At 34.7% G+C, this 17,256-nt stretch carries 16 protein-coding genes; 3 read left to right on the forward strand and 13 right to left on the reverse strand.

Features of this window, described 5'->3' with window-relative positions; genetic code table 11:
- Window positions 1-76 precede the first annotated feature (76 nt).
- The 7 genes from JAZ75_RS23925 to JAZ75_RS23955 form a co-directional block, all read right to left on the reverse strand.
- Window positions 77-1,246, reverse strand: a complete 1,170-nt coding sequence (locus tag JAZ75_RS23925; RefSeq protein WP_208699043.1) for an RsmB/NOP family class I SAM-dependent RNA methyltransferase — start codon at window positions 1,244-1,246, stop codon at window positions 77-79.
- 2 nt (window positions 1,247-1,248) lie between these two features.
- Window positions 1,249-2,538, reverse strand: a complete 1,290-nt coding sequence (locus JAZ75_RS23930) for an ABC transporter substrate-binding protein (protein WP_208699045.1) — start codon at window positions 2,536-2,538, stop codon at window positions 1,249-1,251.
- Window positions 2,495-4,045 (reverse strand): glutamine-hydrolyzing GMP synthase, encoded by a 1,551-nt coding sequence (gene guaA / locus JAZ75_RS23935; RefSeq protein WP_132772818.1) that lies wholly within the window; start codon window positions 4,043-4,045, stop codon window positions 2,495-2,497. The genes JAZ75_RS23930 and guaA overlap by 44 nt, the downstream gene beginning before the upstream one ends.
- A 137-nt stretch (window positions 4,046-4,182) precedes the next feature.
- Complete coding sequence (locus JAZ75_RS23940; RefSeq protein ID WP_132772820.1) at window positions 4,183-5,436, reverse strand: tetratricopeptide repeat protein; 1,254 nt, start codon at window positions 5,434-5,436, stop codon at window positions 4,183-4,185.
- 144 nt (window positions 5,437-5,580) lie between these two features.
- Complete coding sequence (gene pyrF, locus JAZ75_RS23945; RefSeq protein ID WP_132772822.1) at window positions 5,581-6,417, reverse strand: orotidine-5'-phosphate decarboxylase; 837 nt, start codon at window positions 6,415-6,417, stop codon at window positions 5,581-5,583.
- 16 nt (window positions 6,418-6,433) lie between these two features.
- Window positions 6,434-7,012, reverse strand: a complete 579-nt coding sequence (locus JAZ75_RS23950; RefSeq protein WP_132772823.1) for a TlpA family protein disulfide reductase — start codon at window positions 7,010-7,012, stop codon at window positions 6,434-6,436.
- Between the two features lie 9 nt (window positions 7,013-7,021).
- Window positions 7,022-7,765 (reverse strand): RluA family pseudouridine synthase, encoded by a 744-nt coding sequence (locus tag JAZ75_RS23955; RefSeq protein ID WP_021192251.1) that lies wholly within the window; start codon window positions 7,763-7,765, stop codon window positions 7,022-7,024.
- 126 nt (window positions 7,766-7,891) lie between these two features.
- Between JAZ75_RS23955 and panB the strand changes: the two genes are divergently transcribed.
- Together panB and JAZ75_RS23965 are read left to right on the forward strand one after the other, a co-directional pair.
- On the forward strand, window positions 7,892-8,707 hold the full coding sequence (gene panB / locus JAZ75_RS23960) for a 3-methyl-2-oxobutanoate hydroxymethyltransferase (RefSeq protein ID WP_021192252.1): 816 nt from the start codon (window positions 7,892-7,894) through the stop codon (window positions 8,705-8,707).
- A 13-nt stretch (window positions 8,708-8,720) separates the two neighbouring features.
- A complete protein-coding gene (locus JAZ75_RS23965) occupies window positions 8,721-9,329 on the forward strand; it encodes a hypothetical protein (protein WP_021192253.1) in 609 nt (202 codons plus the stop codon).
- 116 nt (window positions 9,330-9,445) lie between these two features.
- Here JAZ75_RS23965 and JAZ75_RS23970 read toward each other — a convergent pair whose 3' ends face one another.
- From JAZ75_RS23970 to dinB, 6 genes are all read right to left on the reverse strand, one after another.
- A complete protein-coding gene (locus tag JAZ75_RS23970) occupies window positions 9,446-9,649 on the reverse strand; it encodes a YwbE family protein (protein ID WP_021192254.1) in 204 nt (67 codons plus the stop codon).
- Between the two features lie 71 nt (window positions 9,650-9,720).
- Window positions 9,721-11,046 (reverse strand): RIP metalloprotease RseP, encoded by a 1,326-nt coding sequence (gene rseP, locus JAZ75_RS23975; protein WP_132772828.1) that lies wholly within the window; start codon window positions 11,044-11,046, stop codon window positions 9,721-9,723.
- Between the two features lie 24 nt (window positions 11,047-11,070).
- Complete coding sequence (locus tag JAZ75_RS23980) at window positions 11,071-12,225, reverse strand: 1-deoxy-D-xylulose-5-phosphate reductoisomerase (protein ID WP_132772830.1); 1,155 nt, start codon at window positions 12,223-12,225, stop codon at window positions 11,071-11,073.
- A 15-nt stretch (window positions 12,226-12,240) separates the two neighbouring features.
- Window positions 12,241-13,029, reverse strand: coding sequence for a hypothetical protein (locus JAZ75_RS23985; RefSeq protein ID WP_021192257.1), 789 nt, complete (start codon window positions 13,027-13,029; stop codon window positions 12,241-12,243).
- A gap of 154 nt (window positions 13,030-13,183) precedes the next feature.
- Window positions 13,184-15,313 (reverse strand): S9 family peptidase, encoded by a 2,130-nt coding sequence (locus JAZ75_RS23990; protein WP_208699047.1) that lies wholly within the window; start codon window positions 15,311-15,313, stop codon window positions 13,184-13,186.
- Between the two features lie 102 nt (window positions 15,314-15,415).
- Window positions 15,416-16,513, reverse strand: coding sequence for a DNA polymerase IV (gene dinB / locus JAZ75_RS23995; protein WP_208699049.1), 1,098 nt, complete (start codon window positions 16,511-16,513; stop codon window positions 15,416-15,418).
- A 317-nt stretch (window positions 16,514-16,830) separates the two neighbouring features.
- Here dinB and JAZ75_RS24000 point away from each other — a divergent pair, with 317 nt between their 5' ends.
- Window positions 16,831-17,235, forward strand: coding sequence for a hypothetical protein (locus tag JAZ75_RS24000; RefSeq protein WP_132845372.1), 405 nt, complete (start codon window positions 16,831-16,833; stop codon window positions 17,233-17,235).
- Window positions 17,236-17,256: the final 21 nt, after the last annotated feature.

Consider the following 17,256-nt stretch of genomic DNA (forward strand, 5'->3'; position numbering starts at 1 on the left):
AATCTAATAGTTCTATAATTATAAAAGCCATTTGCGATATGCAAATGGCTTTTATAATTATAAATTTCTTACTTTATTAAAGTTTGATTAAACGGGCAACAAACATACTATCCGCCTTTTCATAATATCCTTTTAATACTTTATAAGAATGGAGACTATACCCCAGTTCTTTTTGAATATAAGCAATCACCTCCTCATTTTCTTTCTCAAAAACAGAACAAGTGATGTATACCAACGGTTTACCCACTTTCAAATGCAATGAAACATTTTTAGCAATTTCTTTTTGCAATGTGGCAAACTCATCGATCTTCTTTGCATTAAAATAACTAATATTTTCAGGGCTACGACCCCAAGTTCCTGAGCCGGTGCATGGAGCATCTAAAATAACTCCATCAAAAAGCTCAACTCCCAAAATAGGCGTAGTATCTTTCGTTAAATCAACTATTTTTTTTCGATAATCTTTTATACCTGCCCTCTCAAAACGCTCATCTAAATTACGCAGAATGCTCATACGAACATCTGAAACCAATAAATTAGTAGTCGGATGCTTATCTAGAAACAATAAAGCCTTACCACCAGAAGCGGCACAGGCATCCCACCAATTTTCTTTCGGCAAAGCATCCATAAATTTAAGGGTCCGCTGAGAAGAAAGATCTTGCACTTCGATTACACCATCGAGATCCTTAAACCGCTGTAGTGAAGTTCCATTTGCTAAAGCAACAGTTTGTTCCGTTATAAATTTATAGCCGATCTGTTCCGCTTCAAAAATAGCTTTCACAAACTTTTCCTTACCTTTTCTAATCCGAATAAATAAGTCAGGTTGCAAGAATTGATTTTGTATAAAATCAACCTGATCTATCGCAGATGAAAGGTAATTTTTAAAAGGAAAAATGGTATCTAGCTCCAATAATTCTAGTTTTTTTAAAAAAGCTATCTTTTCTTCCAATGATAGGCTTAAATTCCAATCAGGTTCAAATAAAGCGACAAATGGACTTTCTGTTTCACATAAGTACTCCGCAATGATTAATCTTTTTTGTTGAGAAAGCTGCGTTGCCCCCTTACCCAATCGAAAATAATTATAACACAACCGGGAAGTCCATTTTCTGTCCTTTGATCCCATTTGCTTATTAATTTTAAAAAATGAAGTTAGATAACGAGCAAACGGCTCATTCCCTTCATAACCATCCATTGCTCTTTCAAAATTACGAATTTGCTGCTGTACTCTTTTTTCACTAAAATCACTCATCTTTACTTCCTATCAAAACTATTATTACGATACACCATAAATCGAACCCCTCTATTTACATATCCCCATTCAGGAAAGTAATCAAAACTAAAATCACTATTTATTCCAGAATAGGTTTCCTTAACCAAATGTTGCGCGTAGTCATCGCCATACTTAGCAATTAAGCCCCCAAAATAAATAGCGGCATCGTAACCTTTATAAGAAAAATCTGACGGAATTACCTGAAACTTATTCTTATACTTTTGATTAAATCGTCTTGTTCGCTCAGCATTTTCATCCACTAATGTTGATGTCGTCACGGTCAACTCATAACGATCAATATTCGTGTAATCTTCAAAAGATAATTTTGCCCAATTTGGGTGACCATACAACTTAAAAGCATAACCCGACTCACTGCTTTGCACGTCCATATTTGCTAATAATGCTCTAATCTGATTTCTATTTGTAGTCCCACAGACAATATGATTAGTCCCAGCAACAACTAAGTTTTCGTTTAATTCCGCTATAGAAGTCACAACTTTTATTTGCAGACTTTTATTATAACCCAATGCCTCTGATGCAAAGTTATCCAAAAACTGTTTACTATCGCCATCTTGTATATTGTAAACCAAAACAACGTCGCCATAAGCATATTGCTTTGCTACATGCTTCGCCATAATTTCAGAGTGAGCACGAATAGAAGGTGTTAAAGACACTAAATTGGGAATCGCAAACTCGGAAGCCAAAGTTGCCGCTAAAGGTGAAATTTGTAAAATATTTTTTTCTTTAAAGGCTTGTGAAAATGCTCTAATCTCTTTTGGATAAACAGGTCCTACAATTAAATTGGCATTTTTTATAGACGCTGAAGCAGCTAAAGATGTGTTTCTAAAATTATCATCTTCAGAATCTATAACCTTTAAACTAAATTTACTTCCCTTTTCACCCAATTCTTCCAAGCCAAGTTGAAACCCTTGATAAAAATCCAACGCTAAAGCCGATCTTTTAACGTCTTCAGCCGTGGGACGCATACCTGCGATACGGTTTAATTGAAAAGGTAAGAGAAGAGCAATTGATTTTTGATTTTTAAGGTTTTCACTCGCTTTAGCAGCTTCGAGTTTTCTGGCTTCTTCAGCCTGTTCAGCAGCAGTTTTACCGCTATTATTAGAAACAGTACCCTGCTCACCTTTACTAGAAGGTGAGCGAAGTACGCCTGTTTTTTTTGTCGTACAGCTTGCAAGACTTAAAGCCAATGCTACTGCAAGAGCAATTTTATTCCCACTCAATCGTCGCTGGTGGTTTTGAACTGATATCATATACAACTCTATTAATGCCTTTGACGTGGTTGATAATTTCATTTGAAATCTTTGCCAACAAATCATAAGGTAAGTGAATCCAATCTGCAGTCATGCCGTCCAATGAACCTACAGCACGTAAACTAACAACATGCTCATATGTACGCTCATCGCCCATCACTCCTACAGAACGAACAGGAAGAAAAATCGTGCCAGCTTGCCAAACCTTATCATACCATCCTGCTTCTTTCAAATTACGGATGTAAATATCATCAGCTTCTTGTACAATACGTACACGATCTTCAGTGATATCTCCTAAGATACGAATAGCTAACCCTGGACCAGGAAAAGGATGTCTGCCTAAAATAGCTGGATCAACACCCAGTGTTTTACCAACACGTCTTACTTCGTCTTTAAATAAAGTCTTCAGAGGCTCTACTACTTTCAGCTTCATGTAGTCAGGTAAACCGCCAACATTATGATGCGATTTAATAGTCGCAGAAGGCCCCTTAACCGATACCGATTCAATAATATCTGGATAAATAGTACCTTGACCTAACCATTTTGCCTCAATACCTTCAGGTAATTCCTTTTGAATTTCTTTTGCTGCCTCATCGAATACATCGATAAAAGAATTACCGATAATTTTACGTTTTTGTTCAGGATCAGAAACACCAGCTAAACGACCAAAAAATAATTCTTTTGCGTTTATACCTTTAATGTTAAGTCCCATGTTTTTATATGAATCCAAAACCTGTTCAAATTCACCTTTACGTAACAAACCATGATCAACAAAAATACAATGCAAATTTTTGCCAATGGCTTGATGTAATAAAACAGCTGCAACAGTAGAATCAACTCCTCCTGATAATGCCAAAATTACGTGATCGTCACCTAATTCCGCTTTCAGAGAAGCAACACTTGTTTCAGCAAAAGCATCTGGAGTCCACTCTTGAGCACATCCACAGATCTCTACAACAAAGTTTTTCAATAAAACTACACCATCTGTACTGTGGGTCACCTCTGGATGAAATTGAATACCAAAAGTTCTTGTACCGATAATGTGATAAGCTGCTACACGTACTTTATCTGTACTTGCGATAATTTCAAAGTTTGAAGGAACTTCTTTAATAGTATCACCATGAGACATCCATACTTGAGACTGAACCGGTACACCCGCTAATAATTCATTCTCAGCATTCACAAATTGCAAATTAGCACGTCCATATTCACGGATTTCCGAAGGTAATACTTCACCTCCTGATTTTTGAGCGATATATTGTGCACCATAACAAACACCTAATAAAGGAAAACGCTCTTGAATTGATTTAAAATCAATTTGAGGAGCTTCCTCTTGTCTTACTGAATATGGACTTCCCGAAAGGATTACTCCCTTTACAGTCTCGTCAAATTCAGGTAATTTGTTAAATGGGTGAATTTCACAATACACATTAAGTTCTCTTACACGACGCGCGATTAATTGCGTGTATTGCGAACCAAAGTCAAGAATTATAATTTTTTCTGGCATGGCGCAAAGTTACGCATTTGATATGAATTTATAGAAAGGAAATTTGACTTAAATCTTCTCAAAATACTCATTCTGTATAAAACACACCCTATTTTTATTGCAAAAAAATAACAGCTTTTGATCAGGCTTAAATAACATTAATCACTAAAACAGTTTTCCCATGCTGCTTTAAATTTTGAAGAAAATCTATAATCTTCCTTTTCCAAAGTTTCGAGTAGCTGTTTTTTTGCCTCATATTTTGTCTTGATTTTAATGTCCTGAAATAAATCTTTAGACTTATTCTCTTTCCCATCAACATGATATAAGACTGCTAGACCTACCAAAATATCAACCTCTGCAGAATCAGTAACAAGCGCCCGTTCAAACATTTCAATAGCTTTAGATAATTGATTCAATTCAAATAAAGCATAAGCATAGTTACTTAGAATCATTGTTTGATTTGGATTTTTACGTAAAACCAAATCATAATATTCAGCAGCTTTTGGATAATTATTAAGAACATCATAGGTCAGTGCCAATGCAGCATAGATATCTAGATCAGAATTTCCCAGACTAATTACTTTTAATAGGTCATTTTGCGCCTCTTGATATTTCTTTAAATCAAAAAAGATAGCATATCTATTTTCATAATAAACAGGATTATCACGATCCAATTCAATAGCTTTATCCAAATCCTTCTTTGCAGCTTCCAGTTTGTTTAGATCTTGAAATATCAAACCTCTATTATTGTAATACATCGCTGCTTCTGGAGATTTTTTAATTGCGTTCCCAAGAAGGTCAACAGCTCTTAAATTATCTTTTTGACGTTGATAGGCCAAGGCTCCATAAAAGTAAACATCAGCTATAAATCGAGGTTCTTTGATATCTTCTCCACTTACCATGCTATTCTCGAAAAGCTTAAATACATTTATCAATTCATCATCCTTGCGCATTTCATTAAGTAACTTCAAATAATTATTATAATAACGAGCATTATTTTTTTCCAATTGGAGTACCTTTTGATAATCAGATCTTGCCAATTCGGGTTTTAAATCAAAATAATAAGTATTACCTCTTATATCGTAAAACGAATGATTATCAGGATCTAATGCGATACCCTTCGTGGCAGTCTCAATAATAGTTGCGTTTCTTTTCAGTGCAATTAAGATGTAGCATTTCAATTCGTAATAAGCACTTATTGTTTTATCTTGAGCGATAAGCTTATCGATAAGTTTTAAAGCTTCTTCGTGCTTGTTAGATTTGTAAAGTTTCCAGACCAACTGATACATATCTTCACTAGACTTCGTTGAAGTAAAAACTTCACCCTCTACAATATTTTCGATCTCTTGTGCATCAACCACACAGCCAGTTCCTAGCATACATGCTAATAGTAGAGTACTCACTACATTCATTGTTATCTATTTTATATTTTAAATTTACAATTTCTTCTTTATGAATAATCACGATCAATCATCTAAATACATAAAATAAAATCTCCAACAAAAAAGCTTCAGACCTTTCGATCTGAAGCTTTTCAATATGCCGATATGTAAGAATTAACTAATAATTCCAGCCTTAATTAATTCGGCTTCCATCTCTTGTTGTAATTTCAAAGCCTCTTCTCTTGCTTTCTCCGCAAAATCATGTCCTTTTGAAGCATAGATAATACCTCTTGTGCTGTTTACTAAAAGGCCACAATCCTTATTCATTCCATATTGACAGACATCTTGAAGAGAACCTCCCTGCGCTCCAACACCCGGAACTAAAAGGAAATGATCAGGAGCATGCTCACGAATCTTAATAAAACCTTCACCACGGGTCGCACCTACTACATACATCAGGTTTTCAATTGTTCCCCATGTATTCACTTTATCAATGACTTGCTCAAATAACTGCAAACCTGATTCATTCTTAAAATTTTGAAAATCCAGGCTTCCTGCATTTGATGTCAATGCCAGTACAATTGCCCATTTTCCATCAAAATCTAAAAAGGGAGTAACAGAATCATTTCCCATATATGGTGCTATCGTTATGGAATCAAAACCTAATCCCGATTGCTTTTCATCAAAAAATGCCTGTGCATACATTTTTGATGTATTTCCGATATCACCACGTTTAGCATCAGCAATACTCAAACAATCTTTAGGTAAAGCCTCCCAAGTTTTTTGCAAAGACTGCCATCCTTTAATACCGTAACTCTCATAAAATGCGATATTCGGTTTGTATGCGACACACAAATCTGATGTAGCATCAATAATGGCTTTATTAAACGTATAAATTGGATCCTCCTCTGCCAGTAGATGCTCAGGTATTTTTGTAATATCTGTATCTAAACCAACACAAAGAAATGATTTTTTTATCTTAATCTGTTGAATAAGTTCTGCTCTAGTCATACCGGTTATTCTGTACTTATTTTTTTGTTAATTCAATTATAAAATCTGAAACTTCCTGGCGAGAATAATCTGCTAAACCTTCATGTTTAGTAGCAATCTCACCATGTTTATTGATAATCAATGTCGTTGGTATAGAACCACCTAACCATTCTTTAGGAATTTGTGAATTTGGATAATAAACGGGTAGATTTAATTGTTTACCCGCCATAAATTTATTTGCCTTCTCAGATTCTCCTTCAATTTCTACAATCAGAAAAACGACTTCACTATTACCTTTCAATCGTTCATATAACGTAGCAATGGAAGGCATTTCTGCAATGCAAGGAGGACACCATGTGGCCCAAAAATTAATGAATACAACTTTACCCTTTAGATCGTTCATATTCACGATCTCCCCTTTATCATTTTTAAAAGAAATGTTATTCTGAACAGAAATCTGCGAATCTATTTTCTCAGGTTCTTCCAATGTTGGTTTAAATAAACCAATTTTCATTAAGCCTTGTTGAAAATAAGCTCTACTTGTTGGCCACAAAAGCAAAAGAATGATAACGACAAATACTGAATTGCCAATTATTTTTTTTGTTTTCGGATTCATGATCGGCATTTAAGAATCAAACTTTTCTAACTGTTTAAGCAAAGTCGCAAAATCCTTTGGATATGGGGCTTCAAACTCAAACTTCTTTCCATCAATTGTAAAGTCAACATACCGGGAGTGCAAAGCAAAGCGCTTCATAATTGGTAGTTCCTCTTCATTTTTAGCCAAAGAAAACCCACGTTTTTTAATCTGTGACAAGTATACCGGTTTTCCATGATACATATCATCTCCCACAATTGCAGCTTTCTGTGTGGCTAAGTGAATACGAATTTGATGCATACGGCCTGTAATAGGCTTACATTCGACTAAAGTATAGTGGTTAAAATAACGTATTGAATTAAAAATTGTAGTAGCCGCCTTACCTTTGGCGCGATCTATTGACACATTTTTACTTCCTTGATTTAAAATGGGTAACTCAACTTTTAAATCCGTAAATGTATGTGTGCCAGCAATGATAGCATGATATACCTTATTGACACGACGTCTTTCAAATTCAATAGAAACAGAACGGTAGGTCTCAGGATTTTTAGCAATCAGTAATAATCCAGAAGTTTCCTTATCTAACCGGTGACAAATCTGCGCATCTGCGTAATATTTTTTTGCTAATCGTAAAATATTGATCTCTCCTCCTTCACGCTCATCTAGCGAAGCAATGAAAGGGGGTTTATTGATAACAATCAAATTATCATCTTCAAAAACAATTAGATCGGAAAATTTTGGAAATTTAAATAAGCGAGTTTCGTTTTCTCTCATCCTGCAAAAATAGTAAAATCAAAGCAATTTAATCTGCTAATTACCAAACTATCATTTTAAAATCAATAATTAATGACCTTAATTCAACGAATTTCTCTAATTTTGGTTAATTTAAACAAATCAGTAATGTCTGTAAATAAAGAAATAAAACGTATCACTACAGTACAGGTACAGGAAATGAAACATCGTCATGAAAAAATCGCGATGTTAACAGGTTATGATTTCACCATGGCAAAAGCGCTTGACGAAGGTGGCATCGATATCATTTTAGTAGGCGACTCCGCTGCGAACGTATTTGCAGGCTATGAAACAACACTGCCCATCACCTTAGACCAGATGATCTACCACGCGGCATCTGTTGTAAGAGGTACAACTAGAGCAATGGTTGTAGTGGATCTTCCTTTCGGCGAATATCAGGGAAGCATCGATCAAGCCTATTTATCTGCAGTACGTGTCATGAAAGAGTCGGGAGCACACGCCCTTAAATTGGAAGGTGGTCTAGAAATCATTGACAACATTAAGAAAATTATAAATGCGGGAATACCAGTTTGTGGACATCTGGGATTAACACCACAAGCAATTAATAAATTTGGAAATTTTGGTGTTCGTGCTAAAGATGATAATGAAGCCGAAAAATTAAAGGCCGATGCGCTAGCACTACAAGAAGCAGGTTGTTTTGCCATCGTGTTGGAAAAAATACCAGCAGCACTTGCTGCCGAAGTAAGTGCAAGTTTAGCGATACCGACTATTGGTATAGGCGCTGGTAACCAATGTGACGGACAAGTTCTAGTTGTCAATGATATGCTAGGTATGACTAAAGGCTTTAAACCTAAGTTTTTAAGACAATATGCACAATTATATCAAGAAATAACAGGAGCTGTAGGACAATATGTAGCTGATGTAAAATCAGTTAATTATCCAAATGATAATGAACAGTATTAACATATAAACTGTCATGACCAAAGTTATATTAATAGTTGGACTTATTTTATTTTTATTGTACTACATCAGTAAAAAGCTGTCCGCGTCATTTACCGCAACCAATAGTCCAGCTATTATTGTAAAAAATGGTTATCAAAAAATAGATACATCCAAAGTTATCATAGCAGATACATCTCAAAAGGTAATGAAAAATGTAGGCATAGGAGCAATTTTATTGATTATTATGCTTGCGCTGATAATCAAAATAAAGATTTTACTATTCCTATTTCCAATATCAATATACATGATTGGTTACCTTTTTCTTTTTAAGAATCATTTAAAGAAAACGAGCAGTCAAGTAATTTGGTATAATAAGCAAACTGAAGATGTAGTCATTGAATCTATGACAAAAGACCCTTATCACTTTAATTTGTTACGAGATGTTAAGGCAGTGCAACAAATTGAATCAATCCAAAATACAAAAGGATTATTATTTGGGTACTTTAGAATAAAAACACAAAAAGAGATTATAGAGATTCCGTATTTAGTCTTTCAAAATAATCCAAGCAATCATTTATTTTTTGATTCCCTACAAAAGAATTTTAAAATAGATATTCAGAAAAAGATATTTCCGATCATCTAAGACCAGTTATAAATCTGGTCTATAATGAAGATCGAAAGAGCAATTTCTTAAAATGTTTTATAAAAAAAGCTTCTATCCTATTAGGTCAGAAGCTTTTTTTATAAAACTAAAATAGGTTAAAAGTCATCCTCAATTATCTCTGCAACTCGACCGATCTGACCATCCATCAATCGAACCTTGATTCCTCTATGGTGAAATGGTGCAGATGTCAGAAGATCCTTAACAATACCTTCAGTAAGTTCTCCTGATCGCTGATCTTTTTTCAAGATAATGTTAACCAACATACCAGGTTTAATCGTTGCTCTTGTTTTTCCATCCATAATACAAATATCTAAAAATAAAAAGGGTCTTACAAATTAAGTAAGACCCCCTTGTATAAACTTAATATCCCTTACTTGAATAATTTAAAAATGTCATTTCCAAAAATAAAGACCATTAGAGCAAGTAAAATAAAGAAACCTACCATCTGTGCCTTCTCTAAGAATTTTTCACTTAATGGTTTTCCTTGGATCATTTCGATCAACAAGAATACCACGTGTCCACCATCTAATGCCGGTATCGGTAATAAATTCATGAATGCCAGAGCCATAGACAACATACCTACTAATGACCAGAAGCGTACCCAGTCCACTTCAGTACCGAACAACTGCGCAATACCTACAGGACCTGATAAAGCTTTATCGGCACGAATCTCTCCCTTAAATATCTTACCAAATCCTTTTGCATTATCAGTAATAACCGTGAATGCTTTCTTTGCCCCCATTGGCAAAGACTCCATTAAACTATAATGAATCGTAAATGTTTTAATGGTTTGATCCGGATTAACATTAAAACCCAAAATCGCATCAGAAGGCACAACACCTTTTAAAGATTGTTCTTGACCATCGCGTACAATTTTCAATTCAACTGGTTTTCCGACTTTTGCTTTCAATTGGTCCTTAAACTGATCAAAAAACTGAATTGGCGTATTGTCAACTGCAACAATACTATCGCCTTTAAGAAAACCCATTTTAACTGCTTCTGAACCCGGTTGAATAGCTGCAACAGAGGTCATTTTCATCCGTGGTTCTATAAATTTCTCATCTTTTTTATCCGCAATTGTATTTAAAATATCCGCTGGAACATGAATTTTTGTATCAGCACCAGCACGATTTACAGTCAGATCTACTCCTCCCATTAATAGTTTAGAGCTAATTAAATCTGAATAGTTTTCAATCTTAGTGCCATCAATAGCCAAAATACGGTCTCCTGCCTGCAAGCCGATTGACTTCCCAATTTCTCCGGGTACAATACCATTCACCAATTGATCATTCTTGATGTCCGTAGTGCCCATTTTAAATGTTAACATCCAAAATACAACAACACCAACAATGACATTAACAATAATACCACCTAGCATCACGATCAAACGTTGCCAAGCTGGTTTTGAACGAAACTCCCATTCTTGAGGCTCTCCACTCAATTGCTCAGTATCCATGGATTCGTCAATCATACCAGCAATTTTAACATAGCCACCTAAAGGCAACCAACCAATTCCATATTCACAGTCTTTATATTTGAATTTAAATAATTTGACACCCCATGCATCAAAAAATAAATAAAATTTTTCTACTTTAATTCCAAAAGCGCGTGCCGCTAAAAAATGGCCCAACTCATGCAATACGATCAAAATTGACAAGCCCAATATGACTTGTGCCACCATAATTAAAACACCCATGTATCTTCTTCTATAATTATTTACTTAATTGATTATTTCTTGCGCAACTCTCCTTGCAGCATAATCGGACTCAATATAGTCATCTAGACTTGGTCTCGCAAGATAATTTACTTTTTCCAATACAGTCTCGATCACATCACTCATTCCTAAAAAACTAATCTTATCCTTCAAAAATGCATCCACAACGACTTCATTTGCTGCGTTGAGTACACAGGCACTATTCCCTCCCTTTCGTAAAGAATCATAAGCTAATGCCAAATTTTTAAAAGTTTCCAAATCTGGCTTTTCGAAAGTTAATTCTGGATAATCCATAAAATTAAACCGTTCAAAAGTATTCATTAAACGATTTGGATAAGACAGGGCATACTGTATCGGTAACTTCATATCTGGCAATCCGAGTTGTGCTTTTAAAGATCCATCTTGAAACTGTACAAGCGAATGTACAATGGACTGAGGATGTACAATTACATCAACTTGGTCTACTTTCAGATCAAAAAGCCATTTTGCTTCGATTACTTCAAGTCCTTTATTCATTAATGAAGCCGAGTCAATCGTAATCTTAGCACCCATTACCCAATTCGGATGTTTCAAAGCATGTTCCTTTGTTACGGAAGTCAATATCGAACGGTCCTTCCCACGAAAAGGCCCTCCAGAGGCAGTGATATATATTTTTTCAATCGGATTAGCTTCTTCACCAACCAAACATTGGAAAATCGCTGAATGCTCCGAGTCGACTGGCAACATCTTAACTTGATATTGAGAAGCTAAGCTCATCACCAATTCACCCGCAACAACCAGTGTTTCTTTGTTAGCTAGTGCGATATCCTTACCGCAGGAAATAGCCTTAACAGTAGGTCTGAGTCCAGCAGCACCTACAATGGCATTCAAAACAACATCAACCGACTCAAACTGTACCACTTCTTCTAAAGCCTGCATACCTGAGTAAACCGCAATTTGAGTATGTCCTAATTTTGATTTAACAAAATCAACTTGTTCTTCATTGATAATAACAACAGCGTCGGGCAAAAATTCTAATGCCTGCGCTACTAACAAAGTAGCATTTGAACCGCAGGTCAATACTACAACATGAAAAAGATCAGGAAAGGCGCGTACCACATCTAAGGTTTGTGTACCTATACTACCCGTTGAACCTAAAACCGCAATTCCTTTTTTATTCAAAATCAAAATTATTTATTAAAATATATTACTTAAAATACTCGGATCTTCACTACCCTTATATTCTTGAACCATATCTCGGTAAGCAACTGTATAGACAACAGAAGTTAACGGGATAATTAAAAATGAATTTATTAAACTAAATATAATTGCCATAATGGAATACTCCATATAAACACAATAAATATTTAATACGCTAACAAAAGCTAAACTCAATAAAATTAAAAATAAACGAATTATATTTCCTTTCGTAATCGCCAGACTCCAACGCAAAGACTTCATGACACTAATTCCTTTATCAATAATAAAAAAAGGAAAGAATGAGATACGAAGCAATATAAAGAAGGATAAGATTGCTCCTACATTTGGTACGATCTCAAATGATACCACCTCCGTATCTATACCCATATAGATAAGCGGGAAACAAACAATCATAGCAAAAAAAAGAATCAGTATAGAAGCTAATGTAAAAACGACAATTCCACCTAAAAAATTAATTAATTCTGCCCAGGAAGGCCATGTTTTAACAACCCCCACATGCTCTTTATGATCCAATAAATTCAAAATAAATTTAAACAGAAACAATTGTAAGCCTAATAAAGTTACAGCAAATAACAGCATCAAAGGAATTTTGAGAAGTATACTTGAAGTCTCCAAATAAAAAGTTAATTCATGAGCAACAACAAACAATAAAAAAATAGACAATAACAATCCCCCTATTGAGAAATAATGTCCCTTTAGTATATGAATTGATCTGCTTAAAACTTCATTAACAGCAAAAGTGCTCTCCTTGAGAAACTGAATCATCGAAATAAAAATAAATTACACAAAGATGAAATAATTTTTGGTTATCAACAATTTAACAACTCAATATTTCATCTTTTTTTACACACAAAAGATAGCAAAACAAAAAAGCCTTCTCAAATAATATTCTGAGAAGGCTTTAGTTATAGGTACACCTCTATTTAAAGTCCTTTGGAACCGGTTTTTCTAATAAATACTGATAGTAAAAACGTACACGTTCTTTAAAATCATATGCATTTTTAGATCTTTCAAATCCGTGACGACTACCCGGATAAATCATCAACTCGAAAGGTACAGAACGATCGGTCAAAGCATCAACCAATTGCATGGTATTTTGCAAATGAACATTATCGTCCATATCGCCATGCATAATTCTCAAAACACCTTTGTAATTATCCGTATAAGTTAAGACAGAACCATTTTTATATCCCTCTGCATTATCTTGTGGCGTATCCATCCAACGCTCTGTGTAATGGGTATCATACAACTCCCATGATGTCACAGGAGCACCAGCTATCCCAAAGTCAAAAACATCTGCGGCTTTAGTCATTGCTAAACATGTCATATAACCGCCATAACTATGGCCAGTAATCAAAAATTTATTTTTAGCTACCCAAGGTTTTGCTTTAAACCATTTCGCAACAGTAGAATAATCTATAATTTCCCAGTGTCCCAGATTACGATGCATAAGTGCTACGCCCTGTTTTCCAAATTGTCCAGATGCACGATGATCAGCCGACACTTGAATAACGCCCTCATTAGCCCAATATTGACTTCTTGTACCTTTCCATGTATCTTTCACAGTACCTGCGTCAGGACCACCATATATACTGAAAATAACAGGGTATTCTTTCGATTCATCAAAATCCGTCGGATAAGTCACGACAACAGGTAAATCATACTGTCCATCATCAGACTTTATAGTAAAGTATTTTGTCTCACCAAATTTATAGGTATTAAAATCCGATGCTCTACTATCGGCCAGTTCTTTTACAATTTTACCCTTATTGTCAACTAGTGCTACCTTATTAGGTGTGCTTACGTTAGAATAATTAGTTATGAAATAATGTCCGTCAGGAGATACTTTTACATCATGCGAATAATCACCAAATGTCAGTCTTTTCATATTCTTACCTGAAAAGTCAACACGATATAGATCATAACGTGCCGAATTCTCTTTACGCGCCATGAAGTAAACTACTTTTGCCTTCTCATCGATATACTCTAATGAAGTCACCTGCCAATTACCCGATGTAATTGGATTTAATAACTTACCATCTAAAGTATAAAGATAATAGTGAGCCCAGCCTGTCTTATCTGATTTTAATATATAGTGTTTGTTATCGGCCAAATAGGTGATACGCTCTTCATGATCTAAATTAATCCATGAAGATTGTTTTTCATCATAAATTTCTTTCTTAGCTCCAGAGTTAGGATCAACTTGATAAAATTTCAAATTATTCTGATCACGATTCATCCATTGAACCATGATATTTTTACTATCAAAACTCCAATAAGGTTGGCCAAAATATTGATCATCCTTTTCGTTAAAATCAGACCAGGTCACTTCTCCACCAGTAGCATTTACACAACCGACCTTAACTTCTGGATTTGGATCTCCAGCTTTAGGATAACGGGTTTCTTCTAGATAACCGTGTTGACCTTTCGACACATAAATTGGAAACATAGGCACCTTTGTATCATCAAAGCGCATAAAAGCCAACTTCTTACTATCTGGCGACCACCAAAAAGCTTTATAATTAGTTGATCTACCTAAGATCTCCTCATAATACACCCACGATGACCAACCATTGTAGATAACATCTGTACCATCGGTAGTATAACGAATTTCCTTGCCTGTCGTTAAATCAATCGCATACAAATCACTTTTACGTGTAAAAGCAACAAGTTTACCATCAGGTGAAAGTGTTGGGTTTTGCTCTGCAACATCAGGAGAACTTGTCAGTTGCTTAGCTGCTTGACTACCGTCCTGAATAAAAATATCATTTTTTGAAACGTATACTTTGACAGATGATTTGGCAGGAACGACATATAATTCACGTTTCCCACTTTTCAAATCAATTTGATACGTTTTACCATCTTTCGCATCACGTTCTAGATAAGCGACACTGTTTGCCCAACCAGGGTAGAAGTTGACATTTTGTGTTAATGAATTTCGATTTCCCCAAGATTGATCAAAATCCAATCGTTTTTGTTGCGCCTGAACTGTAGATTCTGATACCAGAATAAAAGCCGTAAGACTCAGCGCGGTAATTAATTTACTCATTTAAATATGAAGATTATCTAAGTTTGAGCACTAATATAGGAAATTGCCCCTATTTACAAGAAATTTAAGTTGTAACAAGGTGATTAGACAACTCGAATTTAATTAATCATCAAACAGAGACAATTGATAACCCTCGAAACGGTCATTACTTTCATCTCTAAAATTTGAAATCGAAATCCCCATTAACCGGACCTTTTTATCAAACTCCAGTTTTAGAAGTAATGAAAGTGCAATTTGATACATATCTTCTTGATGTTTAAAAATCTCCAAGATAGAGATACTTCTTGTCAACACCGTAAAATCTGCAAATTTTACTTTTAAAGTCAAAGTTCTCCCCCATTTACCACCTTTTTCAAGTCGTGTATAAAGTCGTGAATTTAAGTCTTCTAAAATTGATTTTAATTCATCTAACTGTCCAATATCACTAGGAAAAGTATCTTCAATACCAATAGATTTACGAATACGATTTGGTACAACTGCTCGATTGTCAATACCTCTCACAATTTGATAAAAAAAATCTCCCGATTTACCAAACCATCGCATCAAATCTACATGTGATTGCTTTTTTAGATCAAGACCTTTAAAAATACCCAAAGAGCGCATTTTATTTGCCGTTACTTTTCCAACTCCAAAAAATTTTTCAACAGGTAGCTCCTCCATAAAAGTTACAATCTTTGAAGGGCCTATAAAAGTTAAACCATCAGGTTTATTCATATCAGAAGCTATCTTTGCCACGAATTTATTAACCGACACCCCAGCAGACACGGTCAAATTAAGTTCGTCTTTTATTTCACGTTTAATTCTCTTAGCAATCTCTAGAGCCGACCCAATATGTTGTTTATCATCCGATACATCTAAAAACGCCTCATCCAAAGATAGCGGTTCAACCAAATCAGTATAACGATAAAAAATGGAACGAATATGATCGGACACCTGTTTGTAAACATCAAATCTAGGACGAGTAAAAATTAAGTGGGGACATAATTTTATAGCTTGTATAGATGACATAGCCGACTTAACACCATATATTCTCGCCTCATAACTAGCAGTGGCTACAACACCACGTCCATCAGGAGATCCACCAACTGCGATAGGCTTACCCCGTAATTCTTCAAAATCGCGTTGATCAACAGAAGCAAAAAATGCATCCATATCTAAATGAATTATTTTCCTCTTCTTATTTAATATTGTATCATCCATCGTTTTTCAAAAAACAAATTTAGATAATATTATACAGAGAAGTCTCAACATTTACTATTTTGAATTCATCATTACCTAATGCAAAAAAATAAATACGCAGATAAAGGATTGACTATATTCAGAATAACCGACTCCTTCCAGCAAATAAATGCATTACTACATAATTACATTTTTAGACAACCAAAACCAGTATTAATTAAGGAATTATAAATACCGATATAAAAAAAGATGGCCTAAAAATTGATTTAAGTATAAACGAAACTTTATTGTTCATCTAAACAATTTTACTTAAGTTTATTATAAAATTAAACTCAGATATGACTAATTCTACAGATACGCAACAAAGAAAAGGAGGTTTTAAAAAATTTTTATTTATCACCATCTTAGTTATTTTAGCAATTGGAGCTAGCATAACATATTATAAATATTACTTCGTTTTCGGAGAAGGTGTTAAATCAGGATATTTAAATTATGCTGTCAAAAAAGGAAATGTTTTCAAAACGTATGAAGGAAAGCTTATTCAAGAGGGTTTTGGACAGATGAAAGCTGGTGGTGTAGCAAGCAATCAATTTGAATTTTCAATTGAAGACGATACCGTTTTTAAACAACTAGAATCAAATAGTGGAAAGTACTTTGATCTGCATTATAAGGAATATCATGGAGCACTACCTTGGCGAGGAAATACGGTCTATATCGTAGATAAAGTAATCAGTATGAAATAAAAGAAGCACTGTTTTGTAAAC

It is taken from the genome of Sphingobacterium sp. UDSM-2020, from assembly GCF_016132525.1.
In the GTDB taxonomy this organism is placed as follows: Bacteria; Bacteroidota; Bacteroidia; order Sphingobacteriales; family Sphingobacteriaceae; genus Sphingobacterium; species Sphingobacterium anhuiense.